The following is a 17,652-nucleotide window of genomic DNA, read 5'->3' on the forward strand; positions in this document are numbered from 1 at the left end:
CGGCGACCCGGTACGCGTGAACGCGCGCGGGGGGCGGCGAGTTCAACGGTCGTTGACCGCCGCCTGCGCCGCCCGCGGCCCGCTTCCGGTTCCTCCCCGGATCGGAATGCACAGAAGCCTCCTGAGCACAGAACTGGCTGAAAGTGCTCGTTCATCGAGTCTCCACAGTTTCTCCATCTCGGAAAACTCGGGCCCCTCTGTCCGCATGACCAGAGGACATGGCCAGGATTCGATGGGGGACCCCGCCGGTTTGCCTCTCTTTGGCGTGACACACCGGCCGGGCGCACCCCGTCGTGTGGGTTGAACGGGTTAGACTCGAAGCGTCCGGATGAGCCCGCAGGTGATATCGCCAACGCGCAGATGATATATGCCCTGCGGAGTTCACGGTAATGCCACGGATCTGTTCCCTGCAGTTCCGCTCTGTTCCACCGGACATGAGCTGAGAGAAATAAGAATAGCGTCAGGACTCAGTACTACCGAGCGTAGTGCCGGACGGGCTCAATGTAAGTCATTAAAGAAGTCGCAAATCCGTAGGCATAGCTTCCGTGTCGGTAGAGCGGACTGCTAACCTGTAGATGGCATCTAACAATCTGATAATAGCCTGACCAGCTATTGACTTACGGGGGTTTCGCGCGACGTTTCACATGTGCCTTGCGGGTTCCAGGCATACGAGATGAGTCGGATGAAGCAGCCGCTGCTTCTTTGCTGCAAATAACTCGTCGTAGTTGTCATGGGGGTGCAGTATGGGCCTTGTTGGCCGCAGTACTATTTCGACTGGCGCGGAGGAATGCCAGGATGTCGGGCCGGGGATCGTCTCGGTTCCGATTATCCAGGTGTTACCGGGTGACTCTCCGCGCTTGAAGGGTGAGGACAAGGTCCATGTATTACGGCTGGCGGCGATAGAGACCGCGCTGCCGCCCATACTGGTCGATCGAAGAACTATGCGGGTGATCGATGGGATCCACCGCTTGATGGCAGCCTCTCTCAAGGGGCACAAAGTGATTGACGTCGAGTTCTTCGACGGCAGTCGCGAGGAAGCGTTTCTGAAAGCGGTCGAGGCGAACGTCGAGCACGGTCTCCCGCTGTCGCAGGCCGATCGCACCGCGGCGGCGCTGCGCATCCTCAAGTCGCACCCCACCATGTCGGATCGTGCCATAGCCAAGTCGACCGGTCTCGGAGCCCGGGCGGTGGCGGAACTGAGGCGCTCGTCCGACTCCGTGCCGCATTCGAATTTCCGGGTGGGCCGGGACGGCAAGGTCCGTCCGTTGAACGGCGCGAAGGGGCGGCTGCGGGTCGCGGAGCTGATCAGGGAGAACCCGCAGGCTTCACTGCGTCAGGTGGCCCGGACGGCGGGGGTTTCGCCCGCGACGGCGCTCGATGTGCGGCGGCGGCTGGAGCGCGGTGAAGAACCTGTCCCCAGCCAAGGGGGAACCGCAAGTGCCGAGACGGAAACCCCGAGGGATCCCATGCCGGTTCCGAACGCGTCGATGATGGGGCCTCCGTCGACCGCCACACTCGAAAAGCTCATGCGTGATCCCTCGCTGCGGCAGAGCGAGTTGGGCCGGCGTCTGCTGCGGATGTTCAAGGAGAACGTGCTCGGCGCCAAGGAGATGACGGATATCTGTGCCTCGGTGCCCTCGCACTGTCTTGAAATGATCATACAGCTCTCCCGCGCCAACTCTCAGATCTGGGAAGATTTCGCCCAGGAGTTGAACAGACGAGCACGGATCGTCAACCCCGAATAGTGTGCTGCCCGGGTCAGTTGGGCGGTGACCGGCTGAACGGGGGAGGAACGAGGCCAGAGTCCACACCTCGACCATGCGGACTCCGGCCTCGTTCTTGCCCGTTGCCCGGTGGTCGACGACCATGCGCGGGCTCGGCATCGAACAGTGGCTGGATTTGTATCCGTCAACGGCACGGTGACACATCGGTCTTGGCGATCGCTTGACGATTGGCCGATATCGGTGGGGATTTGTGTCCGGTGTGATCGTCGTTTCGCGTTACGGTGCCGTGCTTCATCAGCTAACGTGAGGATCGGTACCGCGATATCCCCCCGCACGTCATCAGGATGTGAACACATGACAGACGAGCAGTCTTTGTCAGGCGACGCCACCGGCCACCCCGGTTCCACACCGGACATGAGGGTTTCGCACGCGGACCGGGACCAGGTCGTGGACATCCTGCGCGACGCCGCGGGCGACGGCCGGATCACCGCCGAAGAGCTCGATGAGCGCGTGGAGGCGGCCCTGACCGCGCGCACCGTCAAGGACCTGGCCGCGCTGACCGCCGATCTGCCGGCTCCTCCCGCCGAGCCGAGCACCCAGTCCAAGGACCTGATCAAGATCGACCAGCGCCTTGGCACCGTCGAGCGCACGGGACCCTGGGTGGTCCCGCGCCGGATGGAGATCCGGATCACCGCCGGTGACGTGAAGCTCGACTTCACCGAAGCCGTGATCAACCACGACCAGCTGACGATCGATGTCGACCTGGGTATCGGCGCCGACCTGCTGCTGGTGACCAAGCCCGGCATCCTGGTGAACGCGGACGATCTGACCGTACGCCTGGGCGACTTCAAGATCCGCCAGTTCCGCGACGAAAGCAATGCGCCGGTCGTCCTGCGCGTGGAGGTGACCGGCCGGATCCGCGGCGGCGACATCGCGGTCAGGCCCCCGCGGCGGACACTCGGCCAGTGGATGCGCGGCGAAAGCGCCATCTGAATCCGTCCGGCCGGCATCGGCCGGCACCCGAAAACATTTGAGCGCGGCTCCGCCCCGACCAACCGGTCTCAGTGACCGAGGTCACGGCGGAGCCGCGCTCGTTCTTTACGTTCTGCCTGTTCCCTGCAATGCTGGGCTGCCGTATTCCATTCCAGCCCGCCGATCAGGTGTTCAACTGCTACGTTGCGGCCCCTGCGGAGATGAAGCTACGGTTCTGTTATTGGTGATCATTGGGAACGTAGCTTATGGCAATGTGAGGCGACGACTTATTACGGTTCTCGTGAAGTCGAACATCGTTGACGAGATTCCCCGTCGCCGGTCGCGGCGATCGAATCGGTCCTTGCCGCGATAGGAAAGTACTGGATCTCGTGTCGGTCCTGGGCGCTCCGCTTCGGTGCGCCCACGTGCCAGTCTGCGAATCTTTCTGCGGTAATACACCTCGTGGCGTGCGTGTCAATTTGGCATATCCTCGGCAATCTGGGATGGCGGAAATAAATGGCCAACGAAGATAAGCTCCGCGATTACCTCAAGCTGGTGACGGCTAATCTTCGCCAGACCCGCCGCCGTCTGGCTGAGGTCGAGGAACGGAGCCAGGAGCCCCTCGCGATCGTGGGGATGAGCTGCCGGTTCCCCGGCGGGGCTCAGAGCCCGGAGAAGCTGTGGGAGCTGTTGGCCACGGGGACGGACGCCATCGGAGCGTTCCCGCAGGACCGCGGCTGGGACATCGAGACCCTCTATGACCCCGACCCCGATCACCCGGGCACTTCGTACGCGCGCCACGGCGGATTCCTCTACGACGCCGCCGAGTTCGACGCCGGCTTCTTCGGAATCAGCCCGCGCGAGGCACTGATGATGGACCCGCAGCAGCGGCTGCTGCTGGAGGTGTCCTGGGAGGCGCTGGAGAAGGCGGGCATCGACGCCGCCTCACTGCGCGGCACCCAGACCGGTGTCTTCGCGGGCGGCTACACCTCCGGCTACGGCACGAACCCCTCGGCGGAGGCGGGCGGTTCCGAAGGCCATCTGCTGACCGGCATCGCGACCAGCGTCCTGTCGGGGCGCCTGGCGTTCACCTTCGGCCTGGAGGGCCCGGCGGTGACGGTGGACACCGCCTGTTCGTCGTCGCTGGTGGCCCTCCACCTGGCCTGCCAGGCGCTGCGCGCCGGGGAGTGCTCGCTGGCCCTGGTCGGCGGAGTCACCGTGATCGCCACCCCGGCCGTGTTCGTCGGGTTCTCCCGGCAGCGCGGTATGTCGGTGGACGGGCGGTGCAAGTCCTTCAGCGCCGAGGCCGAAGGGTCCGGCTGGGCCGAGGGCGCCGGCGTCCTGGTCGTGGAGCGGTTGTCCGACGCCCGCCGCAACGGCCACCGGGTGCTGGCCGTGGTCCGCGGATCCGCGATGAACCAGGACGGCGCGTCCAACGGCCTGACCGCCCCCAACGGCCCCTCGCAGCAGCGGGTCATCCGCGCGGCCCTCGCCAACGCCCAACTGTCGCCCGCGGACGTCGACGTGGTGGAGGCGCACGGCTCGGCGACCAAGCTCGGCGACCCGATCGAGGCCGAGGCGCTCATCGCCACCTACGGCCAGGACCGTCCGGAAGACCGCCCGCTGTGGCTGGGCTCGGTGAAGTCCAACATCGGACACGCCCAGGCCGCCGCAGGTGTCGCCGGTGTCATCAAGATGGTGCTGTCGCTGCAGAACGAGCGGCTGCCCCAGACCCTCCACGCGGAAGAGCCCACGCCGCATGTCGACTGGTCGGCCGGCGAGGTGCGCCTGCTGACCGAGTCGAAGCCGTGGGAGACGGACAGCCGAGTGCGCCGCGCCGGTGTGTCGGCGTTCGGCATGAGCGGCACCAACGTGCACATCATCCTGGAGGAAGCCCCCACCGACAGCGGTGTGCCGGCGCAGGACCCCGCCGAGGACGGCGAGGTGGCCGAGGCCGCAGCCCTGGACGAGCCGGCCGACGAGGTCGAGCGGACCGCCGTGCCCGCGGTGGTGGAGGCCGACGGGACCGGCGCGTGGCTGGTGTCGGCGCGTACGGCCGAGGGGCTGGTGGCGCAGGCGGGCCGGTTGCGGGAGTGGGTCGCTGCCCGGCCCGAACTGAACATCCCCGATGTGAGTTGGTCGCTGGCGGTGTCCCGCTCGGTGTTCGAGCACCGCGGCGTGGTGGTCGGCTCCGACCGCGAGGAACTGCTGACCGGCTTGGAGAAGCTGGCTGCCGGTACGTCCGCGGGTTCGGTGGCATCGGGTGTGGCTCGGCCGGGTTCCCGGACGGTGTTCGTCTTCGCGGGTCAGGGGGCTCAGTGGGTGGGGATGGGTCGTGAACTGGCTGTTTCCTCGCCGGTGTTCGGGGCTCGGTTGGCGGAGTGTGAGCGGGCGTTGTCGCCGTATGTGGAGTGGTCGCTGAGTGATGTGCTCGCGGGTGCTCCGGGGGTTCCTGGGCTGGACCGTGCGGATGTGGTGCAGCCGGTGTTGTGGGCGGTGATGGTTTCGCTGGCCGCGGTGTGGGAGGCGGCGGGTGTGTCGCCCGATGCGGTGGTGGGTCATTCGCAGGGTGAGATTGCTGCGGCGACGGTGGCGGGGATGTTGAGTGTGGAGGATGGCGCCCGGGTGGTGGCGGTGCGGTCGCGGGCGTTGTCGGGTCTGTCGGTGCAGGGCTCGATGGTGTCGGTGGTGATGCCGTCGCAGGCGGTGCGGGAGTTGGTGGGGCAGTGGGGTGAGCGTCTGTCGGTGGCGGCGGTGAACGGTCCGGCGGCGGTGGTGGTTTCTGGTGAGCCGGGGGCGTTGTCGGAGTTCGAGCGGGAGTTGTCGGCTCGGCATGTGTTGCGGTGGCGGATTCCGGAGACGGATTTTGTGGCGCATTCGCCGGCGGTGGAGCCGTTGGCGGTGGTGTTGGAGGGGGAGTTGGCGGGGATTGCGCCGCGGGCTGGTCGGGTGCCGATGGTGTCCACGGTGACTGGTGAGTGGGTGTCGGGTCCTGAGGTGGATGCCGGGTATTGGTATGCGAATCTGCGGCAGATGGTCCGTTTCGAGGAAGCGGTCCGTGTCCTGATCACTGGTGGGTACGGCGCGTTTGTGGAGGTCTCCCCGCACCCGGTGCTGACCGCCGCCGTGGCGGAAACCGCGGAGGACGCGGGCAACACCGATGTGGTGGTCGTAGGAACTCTGGAGCGTGACAACGGTGGTGCGGCGCGGCTGTTGTCCGTGTTCGGGCAGGCGTATGTCGGCGGGCTGAGCGTGGACTGGAAGGCTGTTCTGCCCGCCGCGGAACAGGTCGAGCTGCCCACCTACGCCTTCCAGCACCAGCGGTACTGGCTGCGGTCGGCGGCCGCGACCGTGGCTCTGGCCGGCGCGGACGGTGCGAGCACGGCGGCCGAGGCGCAGTTCTGGGCCGCTGTCGAGGGCGGTGACCTGGCCTCGATCGCGGACACGCTGGCGATCGAGGACCAGCGGTACCTGAGCGAGCTGCTGCCGGCGCTGGCGTCGTGGCGGCGCCAGGAGCGGGACCGGTCCGCGACAACGAGCTGGCGTTACCGGGTGACCTGGGCGCCGGTCGCCGAGCCCGACGCCCGGGCGCTGTCAGGGACTTGGCTGGTCGTGGCCGAGCGGTCCGGCGACGACCTGACGCAGTGGTGTGTGGAGGCGCTCGCCGCCCGGGGCGCCGAGGTGGTGGTCGCCGAGGTGCCGGCCGGGACGGTGGACCGTACCGAGGTGGCGAAGGTCCTCGGTCAGGTGTTGCGGGACGTCGAGCCCGGCGCGGTGGCCGGTGTGGTGTCGCTGCTCGCGCTGGACGAGACGCCCGTGCCCGCGCACCCGGTGGTGGCCCAGGGCGTGGCCGCGACCGTGGGCCTCGTGCAGGCGCTCGGCGACGCCGGAGTGGGCGCACCGCTGTGGGTGTCCACGCGCGGGGCGATCGCCACCGGCTCCGACGAGGCACTGGCCAGTGCCGTGCAGGCGCAGGTGTGGGGCCTGGGCCGGGTCGCAGCACTGGAACACCCCGACCGGTGGGGCGGGTTGATCGACCTGCCCGCCGTACTCGACGACCGCGCCGGAGTCCGGCTGACGGCCGTGCTCGCCCGGGGCGACGAGGACCAGGTGGCGATCCGCGCCTCCGGGATCCTGGCCAGGCGGCTGACCCGCGCCCCGCAGACCCGCGGCTCCGCGCGGCGCTGGGAGCCGCGCGGAAGCGCGCTGATCACCGACGGCACCTCCGCGATCGGCGGACACGTCGCCCGCTGGATGGCCGGCCGGGGTGCTCGCCGGCTCGTGCTGACCAGCCGGACCGGCCCCTGCGCCCCCGGTGTCGCCGCACTGGTGGCCGAGCTGGCCGCCCTCGGCACCCGGGTCGACGTGGTGGCCTGCGACGTGAGCGAGCGAGCTGACCTGGCCGGGACGATCGCCTGGACCGGAACGGACGGTCCGGCCCTGTCCGCGGTGGTGCACAACGCGGAGGCGATCGACGACGGCCCCCTCGACGGCCTCGATATCGCCGAACTCGCCGCGGTACTGGCGGCCAAGGCGGCCTCGGCGGCCTGGCTGGACGAACTCACCGCAGAACTGGACGCGTTCATCCTGTTCTCCTCGGTCGCCGCCATCTGGGGCGGCGGCCAGCAGCCGGCCTTCTCCGCGGCGAACGCCTTCCTGGACGCGCTGGCGGAGAGCCGCCTGGCCCGCGGCGAGACCGCGACCTCGGTGGCCTGGGGCCCCTGGAGCGGCGGCGCGATGAGCACCGGGGACGACGGAGCCCAGCTGGAGCGGCGCGGACTGCGGCTGCTCGCTCCCGACCTGGCCGTACAGACGCTGGCCCAGATCCTGGACGGCGGCGAGGGACCGGTGACGGTCGCGGACGTCGACTGGGCCCGGTTCGCCCCGCCGTTCACGCTGCGCCGGCCCAGCCCCCTGATCGAGGGCCTGCCCGAGGTCCGGCAGGCCCTGGACGACGCCGGATCGGACGCGGCCCAGGGCGGCGCGGACGTCGACCCGGACGCGGGCTCCACGCTGAAGCAGCAGCTGGCGGGGCTGCCGACCGCCGATCAGGACCGGACCCTGGTCAACCTGATCAGGGCCGAGGCCGCCGCCGTACTCGACTATTCCTCCCCGGAGGCCATCGGCAGCAGCCGGGCCTTCAGCGAACTGGGCTTCGACTCCCTGACCGCCGTCGAACTGCGCAACCGGCTCGGCGCGCGCACCGGGCTCAAGCTGCCCGCGACGCTGCTCTTCGACTATCCGAGCCCCGCCGTACTGGCCGGATACCTGCGCGACGAACTGCTCGGCGTCCAGGCCACGAGCGGGACCGTGCCGATGACCACGGCGGCCCCGACGGACGACGATCCGGTGGCGATCGTGGGCATGAGCTGCCGCTTCCCCGGCGGGGTCAGGACCCCGGAAGAGCTGTGGGAGCTGCTGGACTCGGGCACGGACGCGATCGGGGCCTTCCCGCAGGACCGGGGCTGGGACCTGGACAACCTGTACGACCCGGATCCCGATCAGACCGGGACGTCGTACGTGCGCCAGGGCGGGTTCGTCTACGACGCGACCGAGTTCGACGCCGGGTTCTTCGGGATCAGCCCGCGCGAGGCGGTGGCGATGGACCCGCAGCAGCGGCTGCTGCTGGAGGTGTCCTGGGAGGCGCTGGAACGGGCGGGCATCGTCCAGTCCGCGCTGCGCGGCAGCCAGACCGGGGTGTTCGCCGGCGCGAGCTTCGCCGGATACGGCGTCACCGGAGCCACCGAGAGCCTCGAAGCACACCTGCTGACGGGCACCACGACCAGCGTGCTCTCCGGCCGGGTGGCCTACACCTTCGGCCTGGAGGGCCCGGCGGTGACGGTCGACACGGCCTGCTCCTCGGCGCTGGTCGCGGTGTACCTGGCCGCGCAGGCGCTGCGGTCGGGCGAGTGCTCGCTGGCACTGGCCGGCGGCGCCTTCGTGGCGGCCACTCCCGATCTGTTCGTCTGGACCAGCAGGCAGCGGGGGCTCGCCCCCGACGGCCGGTCGAAGTCGTTCGGCGCCGCCGCCGACGGCATGGGCATCGCCGAAGGCGCGGGCATGGTGGTGCTGGAGCGCCTGTCGGACGCCCGGCGCAACGGACACCCGGTGCTCGCCGTGATACGCGGCTCCGCGGTGAACCAGGACGGCGCGTCCAACGGACTGACCGCCCCGAACGGCCCCTCGCAGCAGCGGGTCATCCGGGCGGCCCTGGCCAGCGGACGACTGTCCACCGCCGACGTCGACGTGGTGGAAGCCCACGGCTCCGGCACGGTGCTCGGCGACCCGATCGAGGCACAGGCGGTGATCGCCACCTACGGCCAGAACCGGCCGGAGGGACAGCCGTTGTGGCTGGGTTCGGTGAAGTCCAACATCGGACACGCCCAGGCCGCGGCCGGCATCGGCGGACTCATCAAGATGGTGCTGGCGCTGCGGAACAAGCGGCTGCCCGCCACCTTGCACTCGCAGGAGCCCTCGCCGCACGTGGACTGGTCGGCCGGTGAGGTACGACTGCTGACCGAGTCGCGGCCGTGGGAGACGGACGGCCGGCCGCGCCGCGCCGGTGTCTCCTCGTTCGGCGTCAGCGGCACCAACGCCCACATCATCCTCGAAGAGGCCCCCGAGCCGGACGACGAGGAGACCCCCGCGGCCGTCGAGGGAGCCGGTGCCCCGGACGCCCCCGCGGTCATCGACGCCTCTGAGGCCTCCGCCTGGACCGTGTCCGGGCGGACCGCCGAAGGCATGCGGCTGCAGGCTGCCCGGCTCGCCGAGTACGTGACCGCGCGACCGGAACTGGACCCCGCGGACGTGGCCCGCTCCCTGGCACGGACCCGTTCCGTGTTCGAGTACCGGGCCGTGGTGACCGGCAGCGACCGCGAGGACCTCACGGCGGGCCTGGCCGCGGTGGTGGCCGCGGAACCCCGGCCCGGGGTCGTCATCGGGACGACCGCGGCGGCCGAGGAGGGCCAGGCGGTCTTCGTCTTCCCCGGCCAGGGCGCCCAATGGGCCGGAATGGGCCGGGAGATGGCGGTCTCCTCGCCGGTGTTCGCGGCCCGGCTGGCCGAGTGCGAGCGGGCCCTGGCCCCGTACGTCGACTGGTCGCTCACCGACGTGCTGGCCGGCGCGGACGGCGCGCCCGAACTGGAGCGCGCCGACGTCGTCCAGCCGGCCCTGTGGGCGGTCATGGTCTCGCTGGCCGCGGTGTGGGAGGCGGCGGGCGTGACACCCGGCGCCGTGGTGGGCCACTCCCAGGGCGAGATCGCGGCGGCCACCGTGGCCGGGATCCTGTCGCTGCAGGACGCCGCCAAGGTCGTCGCGGTGCGCAGCCGGGCGCTGTCCGGGCTCGGCACCGGCGGCGGCATGCTCTCCGTCGTGATGCCCGTCGCGGCGGTGCGCGAACTGCTGGCCCCGTGGGGAGAGCGGCTCTCGGTGGCGGCGATCAACGGACCCGCGGCCACCGTGGTCTCCGGCGAGACGGACGCCCTGGCCGAGTTCGGGGCCGAACTCTCCGCCCGGCACGTCATGCGCTGGCCGATCCCCGTCACCGACTTCGTGGCGCACTCCGCCGGTATCGAGGACCTGGCCGGCGAACTCACCGCGAGCCTGGCCGGAATCCAGCCGGGAGCGGGACGCGTCCCGCTGTTCTCCACCGTCGAATGCCGCTGGATGAACGGCCCGGAGCTCGACCCCGAGTACTGGTTCGCCAACGTCCGCCGCACCGTCCGCTTCGACGAGGCGATCCGCGAACTGGCCACGGCCGGGAACCGGACCTTCATCGAGGTCTCCCCGCAGCCGGTGCTCACCACCGGCATCGCCGAGACGATCGAGGACCTGGGGACGGCCGCCCTCCCGGTGATCACCGGAACCCTGGACCGCGAGGACAGCGGCCCCCGCCGGCTGCTGACCGCGCTCGCCCAGGTGCACGTGGGCGGCACCACCGTCGACTGGCAGAAGGTACTGCCCGACGCCGCGCACACGGATCTGCCCACCTACGCCTTCCAGCACCAGCGGTACTGGATCGCGGCCGCCGACCCGGCCACCCCGGCCGTCGCCGGCGGGGACGGCGCGGGAACCGAGGCCGAGGCCCGGTTCTGGGCCGCCGTCGAAGGCGGAGACCTGCGACAGCTGGCCGACACCCTCGCGGTGGACGGACAGCGGTCCTTCAACGAGGTGCTCCCGTCGCTGGCGTCCTGGCGCCGCCGCGAACGGGAACGGGACGTCACCGGGAACTGGCGCTACCGCGTCACCTGGGCCCCGGTCACCGACCCGGCACCGGCCACTTTGGCCGGGACCTGGCTGGTCGCGATCCCGGCCCACCGGACCGGTGCCACCGCGGACCTCGCCCAGGCCTGCGTACGTGCCCTCACCAAGCGGGGCACCCGGATCGAGGTCGTCGAGGTCGAGGCGGGCACGGCACAGCGCGAACAGCTGGCCGCCCACCTCACCCGGGCCCTGCGCAACGGCGCCGACGAGGACACCCCCGCCCACGCGGCCGGGGTGGTCTCCCTGCTGGCGCTGGACGAGACGCCGGCCCCGGCCTGGCCCGTGGTGCCCGAGGGACTGACCGGCACACTGACCCTGCTGCAGGCGATGACCGACGCCGGGATCGTCGCACCCCTGTGGATGCTCACCCGCGGGGCGATAGCCACCGGACCCGGCGAGGTGCTCACCAGCCCCGTACAGGGACAGACCTGGGGACTCGGCCGCGTCGTGGCCCTGGAACAGCCGGACCGCTGGGGCGGCCTCATCGACCTGCCCGCCGTGTTCGACGACCGGGCCGCCGGCCGCCTGTGCGCCGTACTCGCCGGCTGCGACGAGGACCAGGTGGCGATCAGGCCCGCCGGAATCCTCGGCCGCAGGCTGACCCGGGCCCCGCAGCCCAGGGCCGGACGGGACTTCACGCCGCGCGGCACCGTCCTGATCACCGGCGGTACGGGTGCCATCGGCGGACACGTCGCCCGCTGGCTCGCCGGCCGCGATGCCGAACGGCTCGTCCTGGCCAGCCGGTCCGGACCCGGTGCGGCGGGTGCGGCCGCGCTGGCGGCCGAGCTGGCGACGGCCGGGACCCACGTCGAGATCAGCACCTGCGACAGCGGCCTGCGCGCCGACCTGTCCGGACTCATCGACCGCATCGCTGCGAGCGGACCGCCGCTGACCGCCGTCATGCACACCGCGGGCGTGCTCGACGACGGCGTGCTCGACCGGCTCGACGCCGAACGACTGACCACCGCGCTCTCGGCCAAGGCCGCCGGCGCCGCCTACCTCGACGAACTGACCGCGGACCTCGACCTCGACGCGTTCGTCCTGTTCTCCTCCGGCGCCGCCACCTTCGGCGGCGCGGGCCAGGCCAACTACGCCGCCGCGAACGCCTTCCTGGACGGACTCGCCGAGAACCGCCGCTCGCGCGGCCTGACCGCGATGTCGGTGGCCTGGGGCCCCTGGGCCGGCGAAGGCGTGTCCCAGGCCAGCGAGGCGGCCCGGCAGCGGCTGCGCCGCAACCGCTGGGAGGTCCTGATGGACCCGAAGCTGGCGGTCAAGGCACTGGGCGAGGCACTGGCAGGCCCGGACACCGTGCTGACCGTGATGGACCTCGACTGGCCCAAGCTCGCGGCCGCCCCCGGCGCCGCCGAGATCCTCGGCGTGCCGTTCCTGCGCGACCTGCCGGACGCCCAGCAGCTGAAGGCGGCGGCACAGGCCGACGGCAACGCGCCCCAGGCCGAAGGCGAACTGGCCCAGCGGCTGACCGGCCTGTCCCGCACCGAACAGGACCGGATGCTCGTCGACACGATCCGGGGCGAAGCCGCCGCGGTACTCGGCTACTCCGGCCCCGACGACGTGGAACCCAGCCGGGCCTTCAGCGAACTGGGCTTCGACTCCCTCACCGCCGTCGAGCTGCGCAACCGGATCGCCACGGTCACCGGACTCCGACTGCCCGCCACCCTGCTGTTCGACTACCCCTCCCCGACGGTGCTGGCCGATCACCTGCGCGTGACACTGCTCGGCGCCCTGGCCCAGAACACGGCCGCCCCGGAGGCCCCGGCCACCGCGCCCGTCGACGGCGAACCGATCGCCGTCGTGGCGATGAGCTGCCGCTTCCCCGGCGGCGTGAACAGCCCCGAAGAACTCTGGGAGCTGCTGGCCGCACGCGGCGAAGGCATCTCGGGCTTCCCGCAGGACCGCGGATGGGACACCGCCGCCCTGTTCGACCCCGACCCCGCCAACGCCGGGACCACCTACGCACGCGAAGGCGGATTCCTCCACCAGGCCGCCGAGTTCGACGCGGGATTCTTCGGCATCAGCCCGCGCGAAGCGGTGGCGATGGACCCGCAGCAGCGGCTGCTGCTCGAACTCTCCTGGGAGGCGCTGGAGTCCACCGGAGTGGACCCGGCCTCGCTGCGCGGCTCGCGCACCGGCGTGTTCATCGGCGGATACTCGTCCGGCTACGCGGCGGCCAGCATGCAGCTGGGCGCGCGGGACGGCGCCGCGCAGCTGGAAGGCCACCTGGTCACCGGCAACGCGACCAGCATCATCTCCGGTCGGGTGTCGTACGTGCTCGGCCTGGAGGGCCCGGCGGTGACCGTCGACACGGCCTGCTCGTCGTCCCTGGTGGCACTGCACATGGCCGCCCAGGCGGTGCGCTCGGGCGAATGCTCGCTGGCGCTGGTCGGCGGCGTCTCGGTCATGGCGACACCGTGGGAGATGGTGGGCTTCGCCCGCCAGCGCGGGCTGGCGGCGGACGGACGGTCCAAGGCCTTCTCCGCGACGGCCGACGGCATGGGCATGGGCGAAGGCGCCGGAATGATCGTGCTGGAGCGGCTCTCCGAAGCCCAGCGCAAGGGCCACCGGGTGCTGGCGGTGGTGCGTGGCTCCGCGGTGAACCAGGACGGCGCGTCCAACGGCCTGACCGCCCCCAACGGCCCCTCCCAGCAGCGGGTGATCCGCGCGGCCCTCGCCAACGCCCGGCTGTCGGCCGCCGACGTGGACGTGGTGGAGGCGCACGGTACGGGCACCCCGCTGGGCGACCCGATCGAGGCACAGGCCCTGCTCGCCACCTACGGCCAGGAACGCGCCGACGAACGGCCGCTGTGGCTCGGCTCGGTCAAGTCCAACCTCGGACACACCCAGGCAGCCGCGGGCATGGCCGGCGTCATCAAGATGGTGCTGGCCATGCGGCACGGAGAGCTGCCCGCGACCCTGCACGCGGACGAACCGTCGCCGCACGTGGACTGGTCCGCGGGCGAGGTACGGCTCCTGACGGAACCGGTGCCGTGGCCGGCCGGGGAGCGCGCCCGCCGGGCCGGTGTCTCGGCGTTCGGCATCAGCGGCACCAACGCGCACGTCATCGTCGAGGAAGCACCGGCCACCGAGGCCGGTGAGCTTGACGCCGATGAGTTTGAGAACGGCGCCGGTACGGCGTCCGTGGTGGCGGGCGCCGGCGCGTGGGTGGTGTCCGGCCGGTCGGCCGAAGGCCTGACCGCGCAGGCAGGACGTCTGCGGGACTGGGTCACCGCACGGCCTGACCTGGACGCGGCGGACCTGGGCTGGTCGCTCGCCTCGACGCGGTCGGTGTTCGAGCACCGGGCCGTGGTGGTGGGCGCCGACCGCGAGCAGTTGATGACCGGGCTGGAGAACCTGGCTGCCGGGGTGTCCGCGGGTTCGGTGGTGGCCGGGGTCGCGCGTTCGGGTGCGCGGGTGGGTTTGGTGTTCGCGGGTCAGGGCTCGCAGTGGGTGGGGATGGGGCGCGGCCTGTATGAGGGCAGTCCTGTCTTCGCCGAGGCCTTCGATCAGGCGTGCGGCCTGGTCGAGTTGGAGTTGGGGGTGTCGGTTCGGGATGTCGTCCTGGGTGCGGACGGTGTCGACGAAGGCTTGGTGGATCAGACGCTGTATGCGCAGGCTGGTCTGTTCGCGTTCGAGGTGGCGTTGGCGGCTGTGCTGAAGGCGGCCGGTGTCGTGGCGGACGCGGTCGTGGGTCACTCGGTGGGCGAGGTCGCGGCAGCCTACGTGGCAGGCGTGTTGTCGCTTGCGGATGCCAGCCGTCTGGTGGCGGCGCGTGCTCGTTTGATGCAGGCGTTGCCTGCGGGTGGTGCGATGGCGGCGATCGGTGCCTCGGAGGCCGAGGTGGAGCCCGGGCTGACGGAGGGTGTGTCGGTCGCGGCGGTCAACGGGCCGGAGTCTGTGGTGATCTCCGGTGAGACGGCAGCGGTTGAACAGCTGGTGGAGCACTGGCGGGAGAAGGGCCGTCGGGTTCGGCGGTTGCGCGTGAGCCATGCCTTCCATTCGGCGGCGATGGACCTGGTGCTGGACGAGCTGGGTGAGGTTGCGGCGGGGCTGGAGTACCACCGGCCGCAGTTGGTGTGGGCGGGTGCTCTCACCGGTGAGCTGGTGACCGAGTGCGAGGGTGGGTACTGGCCGGCGCAGACGCGTCGGGCGGTGCGGTTCGCGGACGCGCTGGGTGCGTTGGCGGCCGAGGGTGTGTCGGTGTTCATCGAGGTCGGTCCGGATGGTTCGCTGTCCGCGCTGGGCCCGGATGCCGTTGCCGGTATCGGCGGCGACGAGGGCGTGTTCGTCCCGCTCCAGCGGCGTAACGAGCAGGGTGTGACGGGCCTGGTTGCGGGTCTGGCGCGGGCGTTCGTCCAGGGTGCGGTGGTGGACTGGGCCGCGGTGCTGCCGACCGGGCAGCGGGTGGACCTGCCCACGTACGCGTTCCGGCACGAGCGGTACTGGCCCCAGGGAGTGCTGGCACTGCCGACCGCGGGGACGGTCGCGGGTGGCGATGGCGCTAGCACGGTGGCCGAGGCCCAGTTCTGGGCCGCGGTCGAGGGCGGAGACCTCGCGCACATCGCCGACACCCTGGCCATCGAGGACCAGCAGCATCTGAGCCAGGTGCTGCCGGCGCTGGCATCCTGGCGGCGGCAGGAGCGGGACCGGTCGGTGACCGCGAACTGGCGCTACCGAGTGACCTGGGCGCCGGTCGCCGAGCCCGACACCGCCGAACTGACCGGCGTCTGGCTGCTGGTGACCGCGGCCGGACAGGCCGACGACGACCTGACGCGGGAATGCGTCCAGGCGCTCACCGCCCGAGGCGCTGACGTGGCGGTCGTGGAGACCACGGAAACAGCCGACCAGGAACAGATGGCCGCGCAGATCGGCAAGGTGATTCCGGAGACCGGGGTCGCCGGCGTCGTATCGCTGCTGGCACTGGACGAGACTCCGCTGCCCGCTCACCCGACGCTGGCGAACGGCCTGGCCGGGACCCAGACGCTGGTCCAGGCCCTGATCGCCCTGGCGGTCCACGCGCCGCTGTGGATTCTCACCCGCGGCGCCGTCGCGGCCGCGCCGGGCGAGGTGCTGGCCAGCCCGGTACAGGCGCAGGCGTGGGGACTCGGCCGGGTCTCCGCCCTGGAGCACCCCGACCACGGCGGTGGCCTGATCGACCTGCCGTCCGAGTTCGACGAGCGGACCGCGACCCGGCTGTGCGCGGTGCTCACCGGATGCGGTGAGGACCAGGTGGCGATCCGCCAGGCCGGGATCCTGGGCCGCAGGCTGACCCGGGCCTCGCAGCCCGGCGGCTCGGCCGAGCCCTTTGTTCCGCGCGGGAGTGTGCTGATCACGGGTGGTACCGGTGCGATCGGTGGGCATGTGGCCCGCTGGCTGGCCGGCCGCGGTGCTCAGAGGCTCGTGCTGACCAGCCGGTCCGGAGCCGGTGCGGCGGGTGCGGCGGCGCTGGCGGCCGAACTGGCCACGGCCGGGGCGCGGGTCGAGGTGATCGCGTCCGACACGGCGGACGACGCTGCGCTGACCGCCCTGATCACCAGGATCGGGGCCGATGGCCCGCCGCTGACCGCGGTGATGCACGCCGCGGGCGTGGCCCAGGCCACCGCGCTGGACGAGACCTCGGTGGAGGAACTCGCCACGGTCCTGACGGCCAAGGCCGCGGGCGCCGTCACCCTCGACCGCGTGACCGCGGACCTGGATCTGGACCTGGACGCGTTCGTCCTGTTCTCCTCCATCTCGGCCACCTGGGGCAGCGGCCTGCAGGCCGGGTACGCGGCGGCCAACACCTTCCTGGACGCCCTGGCGGAGAACCGTCTGGCGCGAGGGCTGACGGCGACCTCGGTGGCCTGGGGCCCGTGGGGCGGCGGCGGCATGACCGACCAGGAGGACGCGGCCCAGATGCAGCGGCGAGGCCTGCACCTGCTCGAACCGGAGCAGGCCGTCCAGGCCCTGGCACAGGTGCTCGACGGCCGGGACGGTCTGGTGACGGTCGCGGATGTGGACTGGGCGCGGTTCGCGCCGCCGTTCACCGTGCGGCGGCCCAGCCCGCTGATCGAGAGCCTGCCGGAGGTCATCGAGGCCCTGGCCGCCACAGCCGACGACAGCGGCCCGGCGGACCCGGAGGCGGGCAGCGCGCTGGCCCAGCAACTGGCGGGCCTGTCGCGGGCGGAACAGGACCGGCTGCTGACCGACCTGGTCCGCGCCGAGGCCGCCGTCGTACTGGGCCACGCCGGTATCGAGGCGGTCGAGGCCGACCGGGCCTTCAGCGACCTCGGAGCCGACTCGCTGACCGCGGTGGAACTGCGCGACCGGCTGAGCGCCGTCACCGGCCTGCGCCTGCCCAGCACGCTCCTGTTCGACTACCCCACTCCCGCCGCACTGGCCGGCTACCTGAGGGCCGGCCAGATCGAGGAGACCAGCCCGGCCCAGCCCGTGCTCGCGGAGCTGGAAAAGCTGGAAGGCATGCTCGCCGCGATTACCGGCGACGAGGACTCCGCCCAGATCACGAACCGACTCGAAGTCGTCCTTTCTAAGTGGAAAGAGGCTCGCGAGCGGAACGGAGAGGTCGGAGTTGCGGAGAAGCTCGAATCGTCAACCGACGACGAAGTCTTCGATTTTATCGGAAAAGAACTTGGAATCTACTGACGAGGCGAACGCCGCGACTTCCTCGACGAGGTGACGT

Annotated in this window: 3 protein-coding genes; all 3 read left to right on the plus strand. The window is 71.2% G+C overall.

Annotated elements, in window-relative coordinates:
• Positions 1 to 857: 857 nt before the first annotated feature.
• Complete coding sequence (locus tag AVL59_RS10080; RefSeq protein ID WP_208870344.1) at positions 858 to 1,745, plus strand: ParB-like nuclease domain-containing protein; 888 nt, start codon at positions 858 to 860, stop codon at positions 1,743 to 1,745.
• A 333-nt stretch (positions 1,746 to 2,078) separates the two neighbouring features.
• A complete protein-coding gene (locus AVL59_RS10085) occupies positions 2,079 to 2,717 on the plus strand; it encodes a DUF1707 SHOCT-like domain-containing protein (RefSeq protein WP_208870345.1) in 639 nt (212 codons plus the stop codon).
• 495 nt (positions 2,718 to 3,212) lie between these two features.
• Positions 3,213 to 17,615: a type I polyketide synthase gene (locus AVL59_RS10090; protein ID WP_067301771.1), complete on the plus strand. Its 14,403-nt coding sequence runs from the start codon at positions 3,213 to 3,215 to the stop codon at positions 17,613 to 17,615.
• The last annotated feature ends 37 nt before the right edge of the window (positions 17,616 to 17,652 follow it).

Origin of the sequence: Streptomyces griseochromogenes (assembly GCF_001542625.1) — a bacterium.
In the GTDB taxonomy this organism is placed as follows: domain Bacteria; phylum Actinomycetota; class Actinomycetes; order Streptomycetales; family Streptomycetaceae; genus Streptomyces; species Streptomyces griseochromogenes.

Excerpts from the sequence above, each read along its gene's own strand:
- AVL59_RS10090 (WP_067301771.1), top strand. The coding sequence starts at position 3,213 with ATGGCCAACGAAGATAAGCTCCGCGATTACCTCAAGCTGGTGACGGCT.
- AVL59_RS10085 (WP_208870345.1), top strand. The coding sequence starts at position 2,079 with ATGACAGACGAGCAGTCTTTGTCAGGCGACGCCACCGGCCACCCCGGT.